A 25,297-nucleotide genomic window follows, 5' to 3' on the forward strand; every position below is an offset into this window, starting at 1 on the left:
AAGGAAGACCATGGCGATTGAGCTGGACTTTGCAGCGGTTTTGACCGAGTGGCCCTTGCTGGTCAAGGGCGTGGCGTGGACGCTCGGCCTCACGGCCGTGTCGGCGGTGCTGGGTGTGCTGTTGGGCATTGGCTGCGCCTGGGTGCGCACCCAGGGGCCGAGCTGGAGCCGACCCGGCGTGGCCGCTTATGTGGAGCTGATCCGCAACACGCCCTTCATCGTCCAGCTCTTTTTCATCTTCTTTGGCCTGCCCGCCATGGGCGTGCGCCTGAGCCCCGAGTGGTCTTCGGTCATTGCCATGGTGATCAACCTGGGGGCCTATTCGGCCGAGATCGTGCGAGCCGGCATCCAGACCACGCCGGCAGGGCAAATCGAAGCGGCCATGAGCTTGGCCCTCTCGCGCATGCAAACCTTCATTCATGTAGTGCTGCCACCGGCCTTGCAGCGGGTTTGGCCTGCGCTGGTCAGCCAAATCATCATCGTGATGCTGGGCTCGGCGGTGTGTGGGCAAATCTCGACCGAAGAGCTGAGCTTTGCCGCCAACCTGATCCAGAGCCGCAACTTCCGCGCCTTTGAAGCCTTCATCGTCGCCACCGCCATTTACCTGTTGTTGTCGATCGCCACCCGCGCCACGCTGAACTGGTTCGGCCAACGCTTCTTGTTCGGAGGCCGCCGTGGTTGAATTTTCTCTTTGGGACATCGTCAGCAACTTGTTGCTGGCCGCACGCTGGACCATCGTTTTGTCACTGATCGCTTTTGTGGGCGGCGGCTTGGTGGGCCTGGCCCTGCTGGTGGCCCGCACCACACCCAACCGCAGCTTGCAACAAGCGGTGGCCGTGTATGTGCAGGTGTTTCAGGGCACGCCTTTGCTGATGCAGTTGTTCTTGGCCTACTTCGGCATGGCCATGCTGGGGGTGGAAACCTCGGCCTGGACGGCAGCGGCCGTGGCCTTGACGCTGTACAGCAGCGCCTTTCTTGCCGAAATTTGGCACGGCTGCGTCAAGTCGATTGGCAAAGGCCAGTGGGAAGCGGCGCAAAGCCTGGCGCTCAATTTTGGCGAACAGTTGCGCTACGTGATCTTTCCGCAAGCGGCACGCATTGCCGTCGCGCCCACCGTGGGGTTTTTGGTGCAAGTGGTCAAGGGCACCGCACTGGCGTCGGTCATTGGTTTTGTCGAGCTGACCAAGGCAGGCACCATGATCACCAACGCCACTTTCAAACCCTTTGTGGTCTACAGCTGTGTCGCTGTGTTGTATTTCTTGATCTGCTACCCGATCAGCCTGTATGCACGCTCTCTCGAAGGCAAATTCCATGTCCAACGCTAACACTACGGCTGCCGTTGCCATTGCAGGCCTGCGCAAGTCTTACGGCAACAACGAAGTCCTCAAAGGCATCGACCTGCAGGTGCAGCCGGGCGAAGTGATTGCCATCATTGGCAAAAGCGGCTCGGGCAAAAGCACGCTGCTGCGCTGCATCAACGGGTTGGAGACCTTTCAGCACGGCAGTCTGACGGTGCAAGGCCAGCCACTGGTCTACACCGACCCGGCGGCCATGCGCCGCTTGCGTCAGCAAGTGGGCATGATCTTCCAGTCCTTCAACCTGTTCCCGCACCTCACGGTGGGCAAAAACATCCAGCTGGCCCCGGGCTTGGTCAAGCAGCTGCCCGCTGCCGAGACCGAAGCCACAGCACGCCGCCTGCTGGCCCGTGTGGGATTGGCCGAAAAATTTGACGCCTTTCCCGATCAGCTGTCGGGCGGGCAACAACAGCGCGTGGCGATTGCCCGGGCGCTGGCCATGTCGCCGGGCATCTTGCTGTGCGACGAAATCACCTCGGCGCTCGACCCCGAGCTGGTGGGCGAAGTGCTGGCCGTGGTGGAGTCGCTCGCGCAAGAAGGCATGACGCTTTTGATGGTCACACACGAGATGAACTTTGCCCGCAAGGTCAGCGACCGCGTGATCTTCATGCACCAGGGCTTGGTGCATGAGCAAGGTGCCCCCGCCGATGTGTTTGCCCGGCCGAAGACGCCTGAACTGCAGCAGTTTTTGTCTTCGCTGCACTGAGCCTGCGCTGAAACGTTTTGAACGAGCCCCAACCATGGAGGCCATGGGTGGTGGCCTGAACCATAAAACCAGCGAATACAGCATTCACAAAGGTTCTAATTGTTAACTGTGTATAAACCGTTATGCTTCGTATTTTCTAAATATGTCGCTGCAGTTGGTCATTTGCCGATGAATGTGACCCACGTCTTATGCACACACCGTCCCCATCCCTGCGTGAGTCCACCCTGGCCACCCTGTTGTTCTTGAGCTGGGCTTTGAGCCCCAGCGCCACGTTGGCGCAGGCCGATCCTGCCGCTGCCCAAAGAAACATTGAACAGCTGGGCCAACAGCTGCGCGAGCGCTCACAACCCAAGCCTTTGGTGCATGTGGACACCCTGGGCTTGGAGGCCAGCACCCCGATGACGCGCTTGGCATCACTCAAGGTGCAAAGTGCCATCTTGCCGCAGGCCATTGAGCGCTATTGGCAGCCGCGCATCGGCCAGCCCGTGTCGATTGAACAAATCCAGGCCTTCCATGCCTGGTTTTACGACAAAGCGGCCCGCGAGGGCTTCATGGCTTATGCCAAGACCGAGGTGGTCATGACCCCTGCGGGCGAGCAGTTGCAAGTTCAGGTGATGCAGCCCAAGATCAATGTGGTGCGCGTGCTGTCCCTCAATGGCCAGCCCGATGCGGCCCATTTGAAGCGGATTCAAGCGCGTTTTGCCGACAAGTTTCAAGCGGGTGTGGCACTGGACACCTTGGCGCTGGACCAGTTGCTCGATTCGGCCAGCTTTGACCTGCCGGTCGAGCTCGAGGCCACCTTGCGAGCGGTGGGGCCCGAGTTGCTGGACTTGGTGATCACGGTGGCCCCGGCGCAGGCCCAGCCTGGACACTGGTTGTCGGGTGTGGCGCAGCTCAACAACCACGGTCTTCGGCAATATGGCCGCGCACAGCTGATGGCCGCCAGCACCGTGGGCATGCCCGGCATCAAATCACAACTGTCTTTGTTGGCCCAAGCCTCTGAGGGCATTGCCTATGGGCGGGCGGATGTCGAGTTTTTGCTGCCTGCTGTCGGTGGCCGTGGCCAGGTGTTTGGTTCTTATTCGCGCAGCCGCTCGGTGTTGGGCGGATCGGCCAGCACGAAGGGCCAGTCCACCGAGCTGGGCTTGGGGCTGACACGCATTCTCGGGGGGTCTCGTGATGTCGTGTTCAAAGCTCAGATGGACGTTGTCACGCGCCAAAGCGAGAGCCGCTTACAGGCCACAGACGCGCCCATCTCCAACACCAAAGACCATCAATGGCGCTGGCGCTTGAGTGCGGACAACGAGCGCTTGTCCAATCAACCTGTGCGGGCCGAGATGGGCTTGACCCTGGGCCAGTACCCCGATGCGGTCAGCTTGGCCGTGCCCGCTGGCAGCTATGCCCGCGTGGACCTTGCGCTCAAAAGCCAGACACACATCAACGCCAGTGGCTCTTTGCGCCTGAATGCCCGTGTGCGGGGCCAATGGGCCAACCGCAACCTGGACGGTTACAACCAAATCACTTTGGGGGGTGTCAACGGCGTGCGGGCCTACACCAGCGCCGACGGCACAGGTGACCGGGGTGTGCTGGGCACCTTGGAGCTGAGCCAGTCCTTGCCCTCAAATACAACGGTGTCGGTCTTTTATGACGTGGGTCAAGTCGTGCCCCAAGTCCATCCTTTGGCCAGTGCCACCGTGCAGCGTTATGCGCTGCAGGGCTCGGGCTTGCAAGTGCAAGGGCGTTATTTTCAGGTGCAGTACGCCCTGACTTGGGCCAAAGGGCACCGTGGCTACAAGGGCTGGGTGCCCAGCAACATCGAGTCTGAGCCCAACAACCAACGCGTCAATCTGTCTGTGAGCTATGCGTTTTGAACAAGAAGTCAAGCTTTTGGTGAATTTAAATATAAATCTATGTATTTAATAATTTCGGCAATAAAAGCAAAAAAGTTTCGTTAAAACTGCCTGAATACCCCAATTGGACAATGATAGAAGTTCCAAGGAAATCGAAAATTGACAAATAAGCACTCATAACTGATAGAGAAGCGTTTTTGGCTTTTCGCGTGTGGGTGCGTCACTTGACGAATTCCTGCCGTGAACCATCTTTGCTACAAAACCATCTTCTCTAAGCGCTTGGGCACCTTGGTGGCCGTGGGTGAACATGCTTGCAGCCAGTCCAAAGGACAAGGTGCCAGCGCAGCCTCGGGGGCAGCGGGTTTCTTCGATGCACGCTTTGTGGGCACGCTGGCGCTGGGCTTTGCTTCGGTGAGTCTGGGCTGGAGTCAAACCCTGCCCCAAGGGGCGCAAGTGGTGCAAGGGGTGGTCAGTGTCAGCCAGTCGGGTCACCAAATGGCCATCACCCAAAGCACGCCCAAAGCGGTGGTCAATTGGCAAAGCTTCGATATCGGCCAAAACGCCAAGGTCAACGTGCTGCAGCCCAGCAGCCAGTCGGTGCTGCTCAACCGCGTGCTGTCAGACAACCCCACCCAAATTCTGGGCCAGTTGCAAGCCAACGGTCAGGTGGTCCTGGTCAACCCCAAAGGCATCGTGGTGGGCAGCGATGGCAGTGTGAGTGCCAGCGCCTTCACGGCCTCCACCCTCAACATCAGCGACGCCGACTTCATGGCCGGCAACATGCGATACACCCGCGACGGCAGCACGGGCCAAGTCATCAACAAAGGCCGCATCGAAGTGGCCCCCGGCGGCTATGTGGCCTTGTTGGGCGCCGGTGTCAGCAACGAAGGCCAGATCATCGCGCCCCAAGGCGGCGTGGCTTTGGGTGCCGCCGACACCGTGACGGTGCCGCTGGGACGCACCGGCAAGATCAAATTGGCGCTGAGCCCCGCCAGCATCAACGCTGCAGTGGCCAACCAAAAAGACGGCGTGATTGTGGCCGAAGGCGGTCAGGTTTACCTGCAGGCCGCTGCACTGGGTCAAGCCGTGGCCAGCGTGCTGAACTCGGGCAGCATCGACACCAGCGGTGGACAAGCCGGTGCGGTGCATTTGTTGGCCGACGGCGGCCAGATCAAGGTGGACGGGCGCATCACGGCCAACAGCTCGGGGCAAGATGACCAGGGCCACACCCGCAAAGGCGGCGACATCGTCATCGGGCGCGACGAAGACACGGGTGTGTTGGCCAAGGCCACCGACGTGAGCGGTGCCAAGTTGGAAAGCCAGCGCGGCTTTGTCGAGACTTCGGGCGACCACCTGGTCACACGCGAGGTCTCTGTCAAAGCAGCAGAGTGGTTGCTGGACCCGTCCGACATCACCATCTCCAGCGCCGCCGACAGCAATGTGACGGGCACCAGCCCTGCCGACACCACGCCCAACGGGGCGACGGGCACCAGCAGTGTGGTCAGCGTCAACACCATTCAAACGGCCATCAACGCGGGCACCAGCGTCACCATTAAAACCACCAATGACAGCAACACCACGGGCGCTGGCAACATCACCCTCGCCAACGCCTTGGTCTTCAACAACCAAGGGGCCACAGACGCCAGCTTGAACCTGGTGGCCGACAACGGCATCACGCAAAACGCGGGCGCATCGATCACCACCAACGCCGCAAGCGCCCAACGGGTCAACGTCAACTTGACGGCCAACGGCAACTACCAGGGCAACACAGCCGAACACGCCAGCAGCCAAGGCATTGTGCTGAGCAGCACCATCAACACCAATGGCACGGTCACCTTGACGGGCACTAACAAAAATACGGGTGCAGGGGCTGGCGTCCAATTCGGTTCCGGTGCCAGCATCACCACCCCAGGCGCTGTCACGGTCACGGGCACATCGACTTCTGGAACAGGCTACGGTGTTGTCTTGAACAACACGCTCATCGATGCAGGCACCACAGGTGACATTTCGATCACAGGGACGTCCACAGGCAATCACGGCGTTTTCAACAATTTGACATACAGCAATGCCTACAACATGAAGTTGCTGGGCAAAAATGTCTCCATCCATGGCAGCACATCGGGTACGGGTTCATCGGGCTTTCTCAGCTACATCGGTGCATTCGCGGGCAACATCGTTACAGCAGCCGAGAATCTGTCGATCACCGGCATCGTGAATGGCGAAGGCTCCGGCAAAGCCATTGATCACGGCACGACCAGCTGGCAAAACCTGGTCAACGCTTACACAGCGGGTGGCACCCTCAGCATCACCGGCACCAACGCCTCTGCGGCCAACACCAGTCCCACCATCAGCATGGTGGGTGTTCAGGCCAGGGCCGGTGGGGACCTGACCGTCAGTGCCACCACCAACAACGCCGCCACAGACGCGATTTTCATCAATTCGTCCGCTTACTTTTCAGGTGTCCCTGCTCCAGGCTATATAGGCGGCGCATCTTCATTTGTCTCGACAGGTGGCAACACCACCCTCAAGAGCAATCAAGGTTCGATCTTGATTCAAGACGGGGTACCCAACTCGGTGACCTCAACGGCCATCACCGGCAAGAACGTGATCATCGACAACACGGGCGGCACGTTCGCTGGGGGCGTTTTCACGGCAGGCAGTGGTGTGTCCACAGCCTCTGGCCGCTCAGGCGTCCAAATCGCTGACAGCGTGCGAGCCACCGACCCGAATCTGGCCAGCAACCCAATGCTGCGCACCATCACTGCGACTGACGGGGGGCAGATCGTTTTGAGCGGCAAGAAGGCAAGCACTCTGGGCAGCGGTGTTGAAATCAGAAGTTCCGCCGCTTTGACGGCCGCGAACATCACCATCAATGGCGAAAACACCGGCGCATCTGGCGCGGCGATCAACATCAGCAATGGTGCTGCCAGGTTGACATCCACACAAGCCACCACATTGACTTCTGGCGGGGTGGGCTCTGGCACTTCTTTGGTGGCTGCTGGCAACATTTCTGTCGGCACCCAACTCACCGTCACCAACCCTGCGGTGGGCTCCATTTCGGGCACGATCAGCGGCACCGGCTCACTGCTGAAATCAGGCGCAGGTCAACTGACCTTGTCAGCCTATAACGCCACCACAGCGAACTACGAGACCAACACATTTTCGGGGGGCACCACCATCAGTCAAGGCGCACTGGTGATCGGGCATGGTGGTGGCAACTACAACAAAACGGCAGGCACCGGCGCGATCGTTGTGGGCGATCTCAATACGGGCAACAACAACGTGAGTTTGCTGGTCGAAAAAGGTATGCCTGGCAATGAATGGGGTTACCTGACCAGAGACATCACTTTCACCAACAATGGCACAGGCACAGCCACCTTGGGCACCACCTATGGACCTGGGGGAGAGACGGGGCGAGGCTGGTCGACGGTCAACAGCAAAATCACCTTGAACCGCGATGTGGTCATCAACGATGCCACCAACGACCGATTGACACTGGACGGTCAAATCACAGGCACGGGCAACATCACCTTGACCGGCACCCGCATCACGATGGGCGCCGTCAGCGGGACAGGAATTTCGGCCAATGATTTTGTGGGCAATGTCACCATTTCCTCAGGCACGGTGCTTCAAGCCAGCGCCAAGTACAACCTGCCCACCACGACGAATGTGATCAACAACGGCACACTGCGCATGCTGGATGGCAAACACCAATCGATCGATGGGCTTTCGGGTTCGGGCAAAGTCGAAACCACAAGCACTTCAGGCGGCTTGCTGACCACCTTCAGCGTGGGCAACAACAACAGCAGTGCAACATACACCGGCACCATCGTCGGGACTTCATCACCCTTGAACTTGGTCAAAAACGGCACGGGCACACAAGTTCTGGCGGGCAACAACAATTACGCCGGCACCACCACCATCAATGCAGGCACCTTGCAAATTGGCAACGGTGGTACGTCGGGCACCATTGGTACAGGTGCCATCACCGACAACGGTGCCCTGGTTTTTAACCGCAGCGATAACGCTTTGGTGGTCAGTGCCAAAATTTCTGGCACGGGCACTGTGACCCAGGCGGGCACAGGCACCACCACGCTCACAGCCAACAACGACTGGAGCGGCTCTACCACCATCAGCGCAGGCACTTTGCAAATTGGCAATGGCGGCACCACCGGCACACTGGGCACCTCGACCACCATCACCGACAACGGCACACTGGCGTTCAATCGCAGCGACAACATCACGGTGGACCAGCAAATCACCGGCACGGGTGGGTTGACCAAGGCTGGAACTGGCACACTGACATTGATGGACTCGGCCAGCCTCAATGGTGCCAACAACTACAGCGGTGTGACCACCATCAGTGCCGGCACTTTGCAAGTGGGCGATGGTGGCACCTCGGGCCATTTGGGCACCGGCAACATTGTGGACAACGGCAAACTGGTGATCAAGCGGTCTGATGCGGTCGTGATCAGCAAAGCCATCAGTGGTTCAGGGACCTTTGAGCAATCGGGTTCTGGCACCACAACCTTGTCGGCTTTAAACACTTACGCTGGTGCCACTGTCGTCAATCAGGGGGTGCTCTCCATCACAGGCGACTACTCAGGTACGTCGTACGGCACACCCTCTTACGACATCAAAGCCGGTGCAGAGTTGAATTTCGACACCGGAGCCCGGTCCATGGATTACCGGTCAACCGCTTTCACCGGTTCCGGCACCTTGAGCAAAACGGGTACGGGCGCATTGAGATGGGGAGGCGGCGTGGCCAACTTCGGCTTGTCGGCCGGTGCGCTCATTGATGTGAGAGCAGGCAGCTTTGTCGGCGCGTCGAATGCCAATGACATCTGGACCAACAACAAAGCTTCACTGAATGTTGCAACCGGTGCCACGTTTCAGGGTGTGGAGGGCAACATCAACGTGGATGCCTTGACCGGCGGTGGAACGGTCAACTCAGGATTTCCAGGTTATGGGTATGGCATCAATGTGGGTGTCAACAACGGCTCGGGCACATTTTCAGGGCTTATCCAAAATAGCAACGGTGCCGCAGCGAGACTGACCAAACTAGGCACAGGCACACAGATCCTGACGGGCAACAACACCTACACCGGCACCACCACCATCAGTGCGGGTGTCTTGCAGGTCGGCAATGGTGGCACCACCGGCAATTTGGGCACAGGTGCGGTCATCGACAACGCCGCTTTGGTCTTTAACCGCAGCAATGCGCTGACCGTGATGAACGATATCAGCGGCACGGGCACGCTGACGCAATCCGGTACAGGCACCACCATCCTGACAGGCACGAACACTTATTCGGGCACCACCACCCTCAGCACAGGCATTTTGCAAGTGGGCAACGGTGGCACCTCTGGCACCTTGGGCACCGGCGCAGTGGTGAACAACACCCATCTTGTCTTCAACCGTTCCAACGCCTTGCTGGTGAGCGGCGCCATCAGCGGCACAGGCACCTTGACCCAAATGGGTTCGGGCACAAGCACCTTGGCGGCAGACAACACGTATGCAGGCACCACCACCGTCAGTGGTGGCACCTTGCAGGTGGGCAACGGTGGCAGCACAGGCACCTTGGGCGCAGGCGATGTCACGCTCAGCAACAACGCCACTTTGAGCTATGTGCGCTCCGCCAGCACCACCATCGCCAACACCATTTCTGGCGCAGGCAACGTGTCGGCCAACATCACGGGTGCAACCAGTGATCTGACGGTCAACAGCAGCATCAACCTGACGGGCGGTAAGGCGAACTTGGTCACCGATGGCAACCTGTTGGTGATGGAAGCCATCAGCACGACAAACGCCACGGCGTCAGCCGTGTTTCTCGAATCCGGCAAATCCACGGCAGCGGGCACAGCCACAGGCGGCGACATTCAGATTTCGGGCAGCGGTGCGGTCACCGTGGGCAGCGGTGGACGCGCCACCTACATGACAGGCTCCATTGCAGGCAGCACCGGCATGGGCGTCTTGGCCGGCAACAACCGCTACAACAGCGATGAGACCACCACCAACTACACCGCCGCCCTGGGCTCTGGCGCTTATGCCATTTACCGCGAAAAACCCTTGGTCTCGGTGCAAGTCAACAGTGTCACCAAAACCTATGACGGCCTCGTTTTCTCGGAAGGCACGCTCAACACCACCTTGACGTCTGGCGCATTGCGCAATGGCGACACCTTCTCAGCGCTGACCGCCAATGCTTCGTTCGGCGGGACTTCGCAAGGCAGCAAAAATGCATCGGCCACGCCTTATTCAATTTCTGTCACCGACACGGGTGGCAAAAATGCGTTGGGCTATGGGCTGACGTACAACGCCGGCAGCTTGACCATCAACAAGGCCAACCTCACGATCACCGCCAACCCCGTCACCAAAACCTATGACGGCACCGTCAACGCCACGGGCACAGGCACCGTTGCGGCCCTGGCGGGTGTGGCAGGCGGCGACGTGGTCAACAACGCGGGCAAGCAGGCCTTTTTGGATGCCAATGCAGGGTCCAACAAAACCGTGCGTGCCTCTGGTGTGACGATCAAAGATGCGGCCAATGCCGACATGACCGGCAACTACAACATCACCTACACCGACAACACCAGCAGCCTGATCAACAAGGCCAACCTGACGGTCACGGCGAACGACGATGCACGTTTTGTGGGCCGCACCGATGCCGCCGGTTTTGCGGGTGTGCACTACACCGGATTGGTCAATGGCGAAACCAGTAGCGTGCTGGGGGGCACCTTGGCCATCACACGCAGCAACGACTCGACGGGCACTGCCGGTGTTTACACAGGTGTTTTGTCGCCATCGGGTTTGACATCGGGCAACTACAACATTGCTTTTGCCACGGGCACTTACACCATCGTACCTGCCAATCAATTGCTGATTCGCAACGCAAACATCGATGCCACCTACGGCAGCAGCTGGACGTATGACCCCACAGCCCAGTACCTGGACGGCAACAACGACGCCATCATCACCCTGAGTCGCACTGGAACAGGCAACAGCTTCACGTTCAGCGATGGCCTGGGCACATCGGTCAACGCCACGCTCAAGGCTTATGCGGGCACCAACCTGGCTGGGCTGAGCAGCTCTGGCCACACGGTGGTTGGCAACTACAGCATCAAAGACATCAGCCCCACGGTGGTGGGGGGCAACTTTGTGGGGGCCCCCGTGTTTGCGGGTCAGTTGAATGTGCTGGCCAAGGCCGTCACGCCCAATGCCACTGGCGTGAGCAAAATCTACGACGGCACCACGGCCATGAACAACGTGGTGTTGGGCTTGACGGGGCAAGTGACAGGTGATGGCCTGACCATCAGTGGCACAGGGTCGTTCACCAACAAAAACGCGGGTACGGGCCTGGGTTACACCATTGCCAACATGGCCTTGAGTGGTGCCGATGCTGCCAATTACTACCTGAGCGGCAACACCTCCAGCCTTTCGGGCACAGACGGCATCATCACCCCGGCCACGTTGAAGCTGACCACCAGCAACGTGAGCAAAACCTACGACGGCACCACCAACGCCTTGGGCTCAGCGGTGGCCACACAAAGCACGCAGCTGTTTGGCTCGGACACGGTCAGTGGTGGCACGTTTGCTTTCACCGACAAAAATGCAGGCACCGGCAACAAAGTGGTGCAAGTGTCTGGCGTCACCCTCAACGATGGCAACGGCGGTGGCAACTACATCGTCGAATACGTCAACAACACGACCAGCACCATCCACAAAGCCGACTTGGCGATCCAAGCAGTCACCGACACCAAGACCTATGATGGCACGGTCGTGTCGGGCAAAGTGCTTGAAGTGAACAACGCCAGTGGCAGCACCGACGTGGTGACGGCTTCGCAGGAATTTGCGAGCAAAAACGCTTTGGGCACCAGCGGCAGCACACTGCAGGTGAAGTCGGGTTACACGGTCAAAGACACGGGTGGTGCCGACATGAGCGGCAACTACAACATCAGCACGACCACCGCCGCAGGCACCATCGACAAGAAGAACGTCACCCTGGACAGCATCAGCGCAGCCCACAAAACCTACGACGGCAGCGACCAAGCCAGCATCACCTCGGGGGCCATCAACACAGGCGTGGGTTCCGAGACTTTGAGCGTCAGTGGCTCGGGCACGTTTGCAGACAAGCACGTCGCCAGTGGCAAGACGGTCACCGTGTCCGATGTGGCGACATTGTCCAAGACCGATGGCACAGGCAGTTGGGCCAACTACAACCTGACCACCACAGGCGCACTCACCACCACGGCCAATATTTCGGCCCGGACCTTGATCCTGGCAGCAGCCACCGACAGCAAAACCTACGATGGCACCACCAGCTCCTCGGCTGCGGTGCTCATCACCGGGGCGCAAACCGGTGACACCATTTCTGCCAACCAGGTGTTTGCCAGCAAGCACGCTTTGGGTGCAAACAACTCTGTTTTGAAAGTGGGCAGCTTCACCATCGAGGATGGCAACAACGGCAACAATTATGTGGTCAGCCAAAACACGGCCTCGGGCACCATCCAAAAAGCCAACTTGACCGTCACGGCCACGCAGCTCGAAAAAACCTATGACGGCACCACCACGGCCACGGGCTCGGGCACCGTGGGCACATTGGCAGGACAAGCCGCTGGAGAAAGCGTCAACGCGGCAGGCTCGCAAGCTTTCTTGAGCAAGAACGCAGGCCAGGCCAACAAATACGTTCGGGCATCGGGCGTGACCATCAAAGACAGTGCCAACGCCGATGTCACCAGCAACTACGACATCAGCTACATCGACAACACCAGCAGCACCATTCACAAGGCCGATCTGGTGGTGAGCTTGGCCGATCAGACCAAGGTGTACGACGGCACCACCACCGTGACCTTGGCCTCCAGTGCCTTCACGGCCACAGGCGTGACGGTCGGCGGTGTCACCGAAAGCGCCACGATCAAGTCAACAACGGGCACTTACAACGACAAAAACGTGGCCTCGGCCCACACGGTCACCGCCACCTTGTCCGGTGCCGATTTCAGCTCGGGCACGGCCGATGTGAGCAACTACAACTTGCCCGCTTCGGTCAGCAACACCAGCAGCACCATCACCAAAGCCAATCTTGCCGTGACCCTGGCCAACCAGACCAAGGTGTACGACGGCAACGCCAACGCCACCTTGGCCGCCGGTGCCATCACGGCCACAGGCGTGACGGTGGGCGGCGTGACCGAAACAGCCACCGTCACCCAAACTGTGGGCAGCTACAACAGCAAGAATGTCGCCAGCGCCAACACCGTGACCGCCCATTTGGCAGCGGGTCAGTTCACCGCAGGCACAGCAGATCTGGGCAATTACAAGCTGCCCACCACGGTCAGCAACATCACCAGCACCATCACCCAGGCCGCGCTGACCCTGACGGCCAACAGCGACACCAGCAAGGTCTACAACGGCAGTGAACAAAGTGTGAGCGGCTTTGCCATCACCAGTGGCAGTCTGCAGGGAACGGACAGCTTGGCGGTGGACCTGGCCAGCATCACGGCAGGCGCACAAGCCACCCACGCTGGCACACACACCAGCACAGTCAACGACAGTGCTTACACCAACGGCAACTACGCCATCACCAAACTCAACGGCACGCTGTTCATTGACCAAAAAGAAGTCAGCCTGGCTGCCGCCAAAACCTATGACGGCAGCAAAACACTGACCGGTACACAGCTGAGCATCACCACGGGCGTAGGCAGTGAAACGCTGGGCTACACCTTGGCCACGATCCACAGCAAAAACGTGGGCGACAACAGCAGCAACTTTGTAGATGCCGTGAGCTTGAGCAACGGCAGCAACGGTGGTCTGGCCAGCAACTACAAATTGCCCGCACTGACAGCAAGCGTCAACAACTCGGTTGTTTTGACTGCCAAAGCCTTGACCGGTGCCATTGCCGATGTCACCACCACGTACGGCACGGCCACAGCCACCGGTGCTGTCAGCCTGAGCGGAAAAGTGGGCACAGACGAAGTTCTGGCTGCCAGCACCGCAACCCTGGTGAGCGCCGACACCAGCACCAGCGGTCAAATCCGTGCAGGCAGCTATGTGCAAACGGTCAGCGCTGGCTTGACCGGCGCCGATGCGGGCAACTACAGCTTTGCAGGTTCCACGACCCCCACGGCCAACTACGTGGTCAACAAGTTGGCCCTGACCGGCGCGATTGCACAAGGCTTGAGCACTTACAGCAACACGCTGTTGGCCGGTGCTGTGAGCCTGACCAACACCGTGAGCGGTGACGATGTTTTGGCCAGCGGTGTGAACATCGACACCACCGGCAAGACCAGCACCAGCGGCCACCTCAAAGCCGGTGTGCACACGGGCATTCAAACACTCACGGGCCTGACGGGTGCTGACAAGGACAACTACACCTTTGCCGATATCAAAGGCGATTACAAAGTCAACCAGCTCGCCTTGACTGGCACCATCGCCAAGGGTGAGACCGTTTACGGTGCCAGCTTGCTGACCGGTGCAGTCAATTTGACCAACAAAGTCGGCACCGACATGGTGGACGCCAATGGCGTGAGCATTGACACCACAGGCAAGACCAGCACCAGTGGCAAGCTCAAGGCCGGTGAACACACGGGCATCCAGACCCTCAGCGGTTTGACGGGCACTGACAAAGACAACTACACATTCGCCGATGTCAAAGGCGACTACAAAGTCAACAAGCTGGCCTTGACCGGCAGCATTGCTCAGGGCGAGAGCATTTACGGATCGGCCTTGCAAGCGGGTGCGGTGACGCTGATCAACAAGGTCGGCACCGACGTGGTGGATGCCAGTGGCGTGATCGTCGACACCACAGACAAGACCAGCACCAGCGGCAAGCTCAAAGCAGGCATGCACACCGGCGTTCAGACCCTCACGGGCCTCACGGGCGCTGACATGGACAACTACACCTTTGCCGATATCAAAGGCGATTACAAAGTCAACAAGCTGGCCTTGACGGGTTCGATTGCACAAGGCTTGACCACTTACGGCGACGCCTTGGTGGCCGGCACGGTGACGCTGATCAACAAGGTCGGCACCGACATGGTGGACGCCAGTGGCGTGACCATCGACACCACAGGCAAGACCAGCACCAGTGGCAAGCTCAAGGCCGGTGAACACACGGGCATCCAGACCCTCACAGGCCTCACGGGTGTCGACATGGACAACTACACCTTCGCCGACGTCAAAGGCGATTACACCGTCAATAAGCTGGCCTTGTCTGGCACCATCGCCAAGGGTGAGACTGTTTACGGATCGGCCTTGCAAGCGGGTGCGGTGACGCTGAGCAACAAGGTCGGCACCGACGTGGTGGATGCCAGTGGCGTGAGCATAGCCACCACAGGCAAGACCAGCACCAGCGGCAAGCTCAAGGCCGGTGAACACACGGGCATCCAGACCCTCACGGGCCTCACGGGTGCCGACATGGACAACTACACCTTCGCCGATGTCAAAGGCGATTACACCGTCAACAAACTGGCCTTGACGGGTTCGATTGCACAAGGCTTGACCACTTACGGCGACGCCTTGGTGGCCGGCACGGTGACGCTGAGCAACAAGGTTGGCACCGACGTGGTGGACGCCAGTGGCGTGATCGTCGACACCACAAACAAGACAAGCACCAGCAGCCACCTCAAGGCGGGCGTGCACACCGGCGTTCAGACCCTCACGGGCCTCACGGGTGCCGACATGGACAACTACACCTTTGCCGACATCAAAGGCGATTACAAAGTCAACAAGCTGGCCTTGACCGTCGCTTCCATCGCAGACGTGTCGACGACTTACGCCACGGCAGCTGATGCAGGTGTTGTGAGCTTTGGCAACAAGCAAGGTGCCGACAAAGTCACCGCATCAGCTTCCATCGTGGGCGGCACCAACAGCACCAGCGGCCACCTCAAAGCAAGCAGCTACAAGCAAACCGTCACCGCCATCAGCGGTGACGATGCGGGCAACTACAGTTTTGAAAGTTTCACGACCACTGAAAACAACTACGTGGTCAACAAGCTGGCCTTGACCGGCGCAGCCATTGCAGGCGTGAGCACCACTTACGCCACCGCAGCCAATACAGGCGCCGTGAGTTTTGCCAACGTCCAAGGTGGTGACAAAGTCACTGCTTCGGCTTCGATCGTTGGCGGTGAAAACAGTTCAAGCGGCCATCTCCAAGCAGGCAGCTACCAGCAAACCGCCACCACCATCGGTGGTGACGATTCAGCCAACTACAGCTTTGCAGGCTTCACCACCACTGACAACAACTATGTCGTCAACAAGCTGGCCTTGACCGGCGCAGCCATTGCAGGCGTGACCACCACTTACGCTACGGCGGCCAACGCAGGCGCCGTGAGCTTTACCAACATCCAGAGTACTGACAAAGTGACGGCTTCGGCTTCCATTGTGGGTGGCTCCAACAGCACCAGTGGAAACCTCAAAGCTGGTAGCTACCAGCAAACAGCCACCGCCATCAACGGTGACGATGCTGCCAACTACAGCTTTGCTGGCGTCACGACCACTGATAACAACTACGTGGTCAACAAACTGGCCTTGACCGGCGCGGCCATCGCAGGCGTGACCACCACTTACGCTACGGCGGCCAACACAGGCGCCGTGAGCTTTACCAACGTCCAGGGTGCCGACAAAGTGACGGCATCTGCTTCCATCGTGGGCGGCTCCAACAGCACCAGTGGCCACCTCAAAGCAGGCAGCTATCAACAAACAGCCACCGCCATCAACGGTGACGATGCGGGCAACTACAGCTTTGGTGGCATCACGACCGCTGACAACAACTACGTGGTCAACAAACTGGCCTTGACCGGCGCGGCCATAGCAGGTGTGACAACCACCTACGCTACGGCGGCCAATACAGGCGCCGTAAGCTTTACCAACGTCCAAGGTACTGACAATGTCAATGCTTCGGCTTCGATCGTCGACGCCGTTACCAGCACCAGTGGCAACCTCAAAGCAGGCAGTTACAAGCAAACAGCCACTGCGATCACCGGTGACGATTCGGCCAATTACAGCTTTGCTGGCGTCACCACCACTGACAACAACTACGTTGTCAACAAGCTGGTCTTGTCCGGCGCAGCCATTGCAGGTGTGACAACCACCTACGCTACTGCGGCCAACGCAGGCGCTGTGAGCTTTGGCAACGTGCAGGGTACTGACAAAGTCACTGCTTCAGCTTCGATTGTTGATACCGCCACCAGCACCAGTGGCAACCTCAAAGCAGGCAGCTACAAGCAGACCGCCACTGCGATCAGCGGTGACGATGCGGCCAACTACAGCTTTGGTGGCATCACGACCGCTGAGAACAACTACGTGGTCAACAAGCTGGCCTTGACCGACGCGGCCATTGCAGGTGTGACCACCACTTACGCGACGGCGGCCGATGCGGGCGCAGTGAGTTTTGGCAACGTCAAAGGTGCCGACCAAGTGACGGCTTCGGCTTCCATTGTGGGTGGCTCCAACAGCACCAGTGGAAACCTCAAAGCGGGTAGCTACCAGCAAACAGCCACTTCGATCAGCGGCGATGACGCGACCAACTACAGCTTTGCTGGCATCACGACCACTGACAACAACTACGTGGTCAACAAACTGGCCTTGACCGACGCGGCCATTGCAGGTGTGACCACCACTTACGCGACGGCGGCCGATGCGGGCGCAGTGAGTTTTGGCAACGTCAAAGGTGCCGACCAAGTGACGGCTTCGGCTTCCATTGTGGGCGGCTCCAACAGCACCAGTGGCCACCTCAAAGCAGGCAGCTATCAACAAACAGCCACCGCCATCAACGGTGACGATGCGGCCAACTACAGCTTTGCTGGCGTCACGACCACTGACAACAACTACGTGGTCAACAAGCTGGCCTTGTCAGGCGCGGCCATTGCAGGTGTGACCACCACTTACGCGACGGCGGCCGATGCGGGCGCAGTGAGTTTTGGCAACGTCAAAGGTGCCGACCAAGTGACGGCTTCGGCTTCCATTGTGGGAGGCTCCAACAGCACCAGTGGCCACCTCAAAGCAGGCAGCTATCAACAAACAGCCACCGCCATCAACGGTGACGATGCGGCCAACTACAGCTTTGGTGGCATCACGACCGCTGACAACAACTACGTGGTCAACAAGCTGGCCTTGACCGGCGCGGCTATTGCAGGTGTGACCACCACTTACGCGACGGCGGCCAATGCGGGCGCAGTGAGTTTTGGCAACGTCAAAGGTGCCGACCAAGTGACGGCTTCGGCTTCCATTGTGGGTGGCTCCAACAGCACCAGTGGAAACCTCAAAGCTGGTAGCTACCAGCAAACAGCCACTTCGGTCAGCGGTGAAGATGCTGCCAATTACAGCTTTGGAGGCCTCACCACCACGGACAACAACTACGTGGTCAACAAGCTGGCCTTGACCGGCGCAGCCATTGCAGGTGTGACAACCACCTACGCTACGGCGGCCAACGCAGGCGCCGTGAGCTTTACCAACGTCCAGGGTACTGACAAAGTCACGGCTTCGGCTTCCATCGTGGGTGGCTCCAACAGCACCAGCGGCCACCTCAAAGCAGGCAGCTATCAACAAACAGCCACCGCCATCAACGGTGACGATGCGGGCAACTACAGCTTTGGCGGCATCACGACCGCTGACAACAACTACGTGGTTGATAAAAAATCCATCAGCTTGAGTGGCATCACTGCTGCCAGCAAGGTGTACGACGCCAGCAATGCTGCGACTGTTTCGGTGTCTGGAGCTCACTTCAATGGCCAGATCAGCAGCGATGAGTTGTCTGTGACCTCGACTGGCACATTCAGCGACAAGAATGCGGCTACTGGCAAAACGGTGACCTTGGTGAATACCTTGGGCGGTGCCGACCTGGGCAACTACACCATCACCGATCAAGTCACTACAACGGCCGACATCAGCAAGAAGTCCATCACATTGAGTGGCATCACTGCCTCTAACAAGACGTACGACGGCAACAACGTTGCTACTGTTTCTGTCACCAGCGCCAACTTCGGGGGTAAGGTCAGTGGTGACGATTTGTACGTTGCCTCCACAGGCATGTTCAGCGACAAGAATGCGGCCACAGGCAAAACGGTCACTTTGGCCAACACCTTCAGTGGTGCCGATCTGGGCAACTACGCGATCACAGACCAGGCTACGACCACGGCTGACATCAGCAAGAAAGCCATCACACTGAGTGGCATCACTGCGGCCAATAAGACGTATGACGGCAACAAGGTCGCTTCTGTTTCGGTGGATGGGGCCGTTTTCAAGGACATGGTCGAAGGTGATGAACTGACAGTGGCCTCCACTGGCAAGTTCGACGACAAGAATGTGGCCACGGGCAAAACGGTGACCCTGGTGAATACCTTGGGCGGTGCCGATCTGGGCAACTACAGCATCGCCGATCAAGCCAACACCACGGCCGACATCAGCAAGAAAGCCATCACACTGAGCGGCATCACTGCGGCCAACAAGACTTACGACGGCAACAACGTTGCGGCTGTTTCTGTCGCTGGTGCTGCTTTCAAGGACATGGTTGTTGGTGACGATTTGTCTATCGCCTCCATCGGCACATTCAGCGACAAGAATGTTGGCGAAAGCAAAACAGTCACGCTCAGCAACACCTTAACGGGTGCCGATCTGGGCAACTACACCATCACCGATCAATCCACCACCATTGCCAACATCTCCAAGAAAGACCTCCACATCAGCGGCCTGACGGCGGCCAACAAGGTCTATGACGGCAACACCCAAGCCAAAGTGGTCACCGGCGCAGCCATCTTTGACGGTTTGGTTCAGGATGATGTGGTGACCCTTTCCGCCACGGGCAGTTTTGATACGCGCCATGTGGGCCAGTCCAAACCGGTTGTCATCAGCACGACTTTGGATGGCCAGGATGTTGGCAACTACAACATCACTTCGCAGTCCCTGACGACGGCCAACATCACCCCGGCACCCTTGAAAATCAAGGCCACCGCCGTTCGCAAAACCTACGATGGCACCCCTTTGGCCAATGGCACGGGCGTGTTGGTGGGCGTGTTGGCCGGAGCTGAGGCAGGCGACAAAATCGATCAAGCGGGCGTTTTGAGCTTCACGGATAAAAATGCGGGCACAGGCAAAACCGTGACCGTCAAGGGCGTTCGCCTGATCGACGGCACCTTGGCCGATGTCACGGGCAACTACAGCATCGAGTACATCGACAGTGTGGAGGGGGTGATTGACCGGGCGCAAGCCAGCATCAGTGCCTCCGCCATGTCGGTGACCTACAACGGCCAAACCCAATCTCAAAGTGCAGCGGTGCTCAGCGGTTTTGTGTCGGGCGATGACGTGCAAGCCGGTGGTTTGGCCAGTGGTCGTCAGGTGGGCAGTTATGCCTCTGCGCTGACAGCCACAGGGCGCGATGTGGGCAACTACACCATCACCTTCAACAATGCGGCCCTGCAGATTGGCAAAAAAGCCGCGAGCTTGTCCTCACTGGACCAGAGTGTGGTTTACAACGGTCAGACGCAGAGTCTGGTGGGCACTCAGGGCAGCGGTTTTGTCGTGGGTGACGATTTGATCTTTGGCGGTTTGCCCAGTGCGCGTCAAGTGGGTCAATACACCTCAGCCCTGATGGTTTCCGGTGCCGATGCGGGCAACTACGACATCACCTATGGCCATGGAAAATTGACGATCACGCCCAAAGATGCCTGGGTCTCGGCGCAGGCTCAAAGCGTTATTTACAACGGCAACACACAAATCCAAAGTGCCCCACGTCAAGAGGGCTTCATAGCCGGTGATGACGTTGTGGTGACGGGTGCGGCACAGGGGCGTGACGCGGGCAGCTATGCCTCCAATTTGTCGGTCAGCGGAGCCGATGTCAAAAATTACACCGTCCGTTTGCAGCAAGCCGATTTGCGCATTCAAAAAGCGATGCTGGGTTTTGTGGGCACCACGGTGTCTGACAAGTTGGCCGATGGCAACACCGTCGCGCAGGTCAAGGCGGGGCGCATCACCGGTTTGATGGGGGCGGAGTCGCTCAACATCAGCGCAGTGACAGGCCGTTTTGCCGATGCTGCGCCAGGCACAGACAAAGCGGTTGAAGTGGTTTACGGCCTGAGCAATGGCGATCACGGAGGTCGTGCCAGCAATTACGACTGGTCACCGGTGGTGCTCAAAGCCAACATCACGGCGCCCACTGTGTCGAACTTGGTGGTGATGGACAGCCAGGCCGCCAAGCCGACATTCAGCCGACTTTACTTTCAAGGTTTTGGGGGCTTGGGTGGTGTGGGTGCGGCCATGGGACAAGTCAACTACAGCATTCGCACCCAGTCAGCTCAGGCGTGCACGCCCCAAAAACTGGAAGACTGCATTTGTGAGCGAGTCGTGGATTCGGCCATGGAAATTTGTTTCCCCGCTGATCAGGGCCGACAAGCCAAACGCTGAATCTTGCAAAAATTTGACCTGGCCATTTCTGGGTCAAATGGCTGCAAGGGCCACTGTGTACAGGACCCGGTCCTGCGTCAATCGGCTGTAGGCAATTGCAGCTCGATGCAGGCACCGCTGCCGGCATGCTCAGCCAAGACCAAGCGCCCGCCGTTGCGTTTGGCCAAGGATTGCGCCAGCGACAGGCCCAGGCCGACGCCTTGCGATGGGGCGCTGAAAAATGCCGAGCTCACTTGCCGATAAACCTCGGCCGTCATGCCGGGGCCGTTGTCGGTGATGGCCAAGTGCACCGTTGCGCCCGATCGCCAGGCTCGAAAATCGACACGGCGCGTGCTTTGCGGCAAGGTCGCTTGCAGGGCATTGCGCAGCACATGGGCCAGAATTTGCACCAACTGGGCGGCATCAGCGTGCACGAACAACGTGTCTTCAGGCCAGCTGACGTGCATTTGCACCCCCTCGGCCCATGTCCAGCTGCTGGCCAGTTGTTGTGCGTCCAGCATCACTTGCTGGATTTGGACACGGGGGTGAGGGCCGTTTTCTGAGCTGACAAAAGTCCGAATGCGGCCCACCAAGTCGCCCGCCTTTTGGGCGTTGCGCTGCAGATCCTGAATGTAGGGGGTCAGGGTGTCGGGGCCTTTGTCCTGAACTTCCATCTCCAGCCGATCGGTGATCAGGTACAGGTTGGTCAGGGGTTGGCTCAGTTCGTGGGCCAGTGATGCAGCCATGCCGCCCAAGCCATGGTGGCGGTCGATGTGTGCCATTTGCTCATTCAGACGGATCACCCGCGTTTGATGTGCTTGGTCGGTTCGCAGTGCATGAATTTGGCGGTTCAAGTCTTCGAGCTTCAAGCCCAAAAACCCCAGATGCGCCAACATCGTCACAAGCACCACCGCAGCGACCCACAGCCAGGTGTGGGGGGCGTGCCCGTTTGGCCAAGGCGAGTGCCCGGAGGCCAGCAACACCGACACAAGGACCAGCGCCAAGGCCGCCGTCAAGAACGCCAAGGCCATGCAAGTTGCTGCTGCACTGTCTTGGCGTCGCCGAATGTCACGGGCCAACAGCCCTGCCCAAAGGCAGCTGCCAGCCATGGCGATCAACAGCCCCGATGGCCCCAATGCCTGGTTGGGCAAACCCTGTGCGAGTGCGGCGGCAAGGCTGCTCAACACCGCGCAAGCGAGCCAGGCTTGTGCCATTTTGAGCGGGCGGTTCAAGACGTGGCGCAAGGCCAGCGCTTGGGTCCACACCCCCCACAGGCACATGCCAGCGATCCCCAAATTCAGCCAGCCGTGAACGCTGTTCCACCACAAGCCCGCCATGCACAGCCCCGCGCCCAATGCCGTGGTGCCGCTGCACCACAAGGCGGTGGCACGGGACCTTGTGGATTTCAGCAAGTACTTCACCACACCCGACAGCGCCATGCATGCCCCTCCTGCCAGAAGCAGCGCTGTGGGCAGTTGCAACACCATCAGTTTGGATGTTCAAGAGCGGGCGGCAGGCTCACTGCGGGGCTACAAAACTGCCGGACTTGCCACCGTGTTTTTCAAGCAGCTTGACGCCGTTGATGGTCATGCCCCGGTCCACGGCCTTGCACATGTCGTAAATGGTGAGCAAGGCGACCTGAACAGCCGTCAAGGCTTCCATCTCCACGCCGGTTTGCCCGGTGACTTCGGCTGTCGCGGTGCAGACCACACAAGCCGCGTCGGGGGGGATCTCGAACTCAACAGCCACGCGGGTCAACCCAATCGGGTGGCACAGCGGAATCAAGTCGCTGGTTTTCTTGGCCCCTTGGATGCCGGCAATGCGGGCAATGCCCAGGACATCGCCCTTTTTGGCGGTGCCGGACGTGACCAAGGCCAAGGTGCTGGGCAGCATGTCGATGCGGCCAGTGGCCACCGCCACCCGTCGGGTCAGGGCTTTGCTGCCCACATCGACCATGTGGGCTTGCCCTTGGGCATCAAAATGGGTCAGAACACCGGAATTCTCGCTCATGGCCATAGGGGTAACACCCGTTTACAAGTGGTTCACAACAATGGCGCATCATACGGGGATTGAACAAGACACGACCGACCTTGAAAAACAAATTGCGTCTCCATTTGTTGCTGGCTTCACTGGCTTGTGCCGTGACTTTTGCGCCTGTCCGGGCACAAACACTGTGCCTGCCTGCCCTGGGTGACGGGGAAAGCATCTCCTTGAGCGCCGAGAGGCAGTTGGGTGACCGGATCGCCCGTGAGTTGTACCGGGACCCCGATTTTCTGGAAGATGCCGTCCTGGACGAGTACATCCAGCAATTGTGGGCGCCTTTGATCAAATCGGCAGCGGCCCGAGGCGACTTGTCACCCGAATTGCAAGAACGGTTTGCCTGGCGCATTTTGCTGGGCCGCGACAGAACCGTGAACGCCTTTGCTCTGCCGGGCGGGTATTTGGGTGTCCACTTGGGTTTGATTGCCGTGGTCAGTTCGCATGACGAACTGGCCTCGGTCTTGGCGCATGAGTTGAGCCATGTGACCCAGCGCCACATTGCGCGGAGCATGGACGACCAAGCCAAAATGACCCCTTGGGTCATTGGCTCCATGATTTTGGGGGCTCTGGCCGCCAGCAAAAGTGCCCAAGGCGCTCAAGCCTTGATTGTGGGGGGACAGGCCGCAGCCGCGCAGTCTCAGCTGAGCTACTCACGCGACATGGAGCGCGAAGCCGACCGGGTGGGCTATGGCATTTTGGTGGATGCAGGCTATGACCCCAAAGGCTTTGTTGGCATGTTTGCCAAGTTGCAACAAGCCTCCGGTTTGAACGACAGCGGTGCCTTTCCTTATTTGCGCAGCCACCCGTTGACGACGGAGCGCTTGGCTGACATGCAAGCGCGGCAGCAGCTCAATGCCAGCGCGGCAGCTGCGCCCAGCGATGTGGCCCAAGCCATGCTGGCCGCCAGAGCGCGTGTTTTGGCGCAAAGCAGCCCGGACGCCCTGAGGGCCTGGACGCAGGACGAACGCCAGGCGGGTGCAGAGCGCTCTGAGGTCCAGCAAATCGGTGCTTTGTACGCCGCCACACTGGCCTATTTGCAGATGCGCAATATGGAGGGTGCTGACCGCACGCTCGCGTCTTTGACCGATCGGCTTGCCAAGGTTCAAGCCGACAAGGGCGGGCAAGGCCTGCAGGCCGCGCCCGAAATGGCGGCAAGCCGTTGGCTGCGTTTGTTGCGTGCGGAAGTGGCCTTCAAACAAAACCGCTTTGAAGCTGTGCTGACCACGCTGGTGCCCAATGGCCCGCAGGCCAACTTGCCCCGGCCTGAACTGATCGCGGTGGCACAAGCCTTGCAGCGTTTGCCCCAACACCCGTGGCTTGACGGGATCACTCGCCAGCTTCGCAGCACGGTGCAGCGCTCGCCCAACGACGCACAGGCTTGGCAAACCCTGGCCGGTTTGCTCTCGCTGCAAGGCGCTGCCCTGGGGGCTTTGCGTGCCGAAGGCGAAGCCCAAATTGCACGCCTGGACTGGACTGGCGCGGTGGACCGCTTGCGGGCGGCCCAAGATCGGGCCAGACAAGGCCGCTTGCTGCCGGGCGATCACATCGAAGCGTCCATTGTGGATGCCCGTTTGCGTTACGCACAAGACCGGCTGCGCGACATGCAGGTTCAGCGCAACTGAGCCAGCCCTGTGAAGTTTGAAATGAAATGCAGGTCTTGGGCACAGCGATCAGCTATGTAACCCCCTGTAGGAGCCCCGCCCTCGGGGCGATTCTTGGTGGTCTGCGAGGGTGATCGCGACGAGGGCGTCGCTCCTAGTGCGCCCGTGAAGGCGCGTACACAGCATGGTGAGAGTCCATGTCGGGGTAAGCCAAGGCCCCGTAGTCGAAGGTAACTGCGTCGCTGCGAAGCGGGGTGGAGAGCAACCGGAGGCGAACTGGCGGTGCGCAGTAAAGCGAACTCGATTCGGCAGGGAGTGGCGGCGAGCTGGCTGGGAGAAGGCGAAGCCTGAAACACATCGCATGCGTTGTTTTGGTGG

Annotated in this window: 8 protein-coding genes; 6 read left to right on the forward strand and 2 right to left on the reverse strand. The window is 59.2% G+C overall.

All coding sequences use genetic code 11. The features are described from left to right. Positions 1-10 precede the first annotated feature (10 nt). The 5 genes from AMM41_RS20385 (at position 11) to AMM41_RS20405 (ending at position 21,299) form a co-directional block, all read left to right on the forward strand. The gene (locus tag AMM41_RS20385; protein WP_089963618.1) at positions 11-682 is read left to right on the forward strand and encodes an amino acid ABC transporter permease; all 672 of its coding nucleotides are present in this window, start codon (positions 11-13) and stop codon (positions 680-682) included. Then, positions 675-1,325 (forward strand): amino acid ABC transporter permease, encoded by a 651-nt coding sequence (locus AMM41_RS20390; protein WP_089963620.1) that lies wholly within the window; start codon positions 675-677, stop codon positions 1,323-1,325. The genes AMM41_RS20385 and AMM41_RS20390 overlap by 8 nt, the downstream gene beginning before the upstream one ends. Continuing rightward, positions 1,312-2,061: an amino acid ABC transporter ATP-binding protein gene (locus AMM41_RS20395; RefSeq protein ID WP_089963621.1), complete on the forward strand. Its 750-nt coding sequence runs from the start codon at positions 1,312-1,314 to the stop codon at positions 2,059-2,061. Before AMM41_RS20390 ends, AMM41_RS20395 begins: the two co-directional genes overlap by 14 nt. A gap of 188 nt (positions 2,062-2,249) precedes the next feature. Next, positions 2,250-3,932: a ShlB/FhaC/HecB family hemolysin secretion/activation protein gene (locus AMM41_RS20400; RefSeq protein WP_089963623.1), complete on the forward strand. Its 1,683-nt coding sequence runs from the start codon at positions 2,250-2,252 to the stop codon at positions 3,930-3,932. A 219-nt stretch (positions 3,933-4,151) separates the two neighbouring features. Next, entirely contained in the window at positions 4,152-21,299 is a 17,148-nt protein-coding gene (locus AMM41_RS20405; RefSeq protein ID WP_089963624.1) for a YDG domain-containing protein, read from the forward strand. A 77-nt stretch (positions 21,300-21,376) separates the two neighbouring features. Here the strand turns inward: AMM41_RS20405 and AMM41_RS20410 are convergent, their stop codons facing one another. Both AMM41_RS20410 and moaC read right to left on the reverse strand, forming a co-directional pair. Continuing rightward, positions 21,377-22,765: a sensor histidine kinase gene (locus AMM41_RS20410; protein WP_089963626.1), complete on the reverse strand. Its 1,389-nt coding sequence runs from the start codon at positions 22,763-22,765 to the stop codon at positions 21,377-21,379. A gap of 31 nt (positions 22,766-22,796) precedes the next feature. Beyond that, on the reverse strand, positions 22,797-23,288 hold the full coding sequence (moaC, locus tag AMM41_RS20415; protein WP_089963629.1) for a cyclic pyranopterin monophosphate synthase MoaC: 492 nt from the start codon (positions 23,286-23,288) through the stop codon (positions 22,797-22,799). 80 nt (positions 23,289-23,368) lie between these two features. Between moaC and AMM41_RS20420 the strand changes: the two genes are divergently transcribed. Next, positions 23,369-24,940: a M48 family metalloprotease gene (locus tag AMM41_RS20420; RefSeq protein ID WP_228769380.1), complete on the forward strand. Its 1,572-nt coding sequence runs from the start codon at positions 23,369-23,371 to the stop codon at positions 24,938-24,940. The last annotated feature ends 357 nt before the right edge of the window (positions 24,941-25,297 follow it).

This window comes from Limnohabitans sp. 2KL-3 (genome assembly GCF_001269405.1).
In the GTDB taxonomy this organism is placed as follows: domain Bacteria; phylum Pseudomonadota; class Gammaproteobacteria; order Burkholderiales; family Burkholderiaceae_C; genus Limnohabitans_A.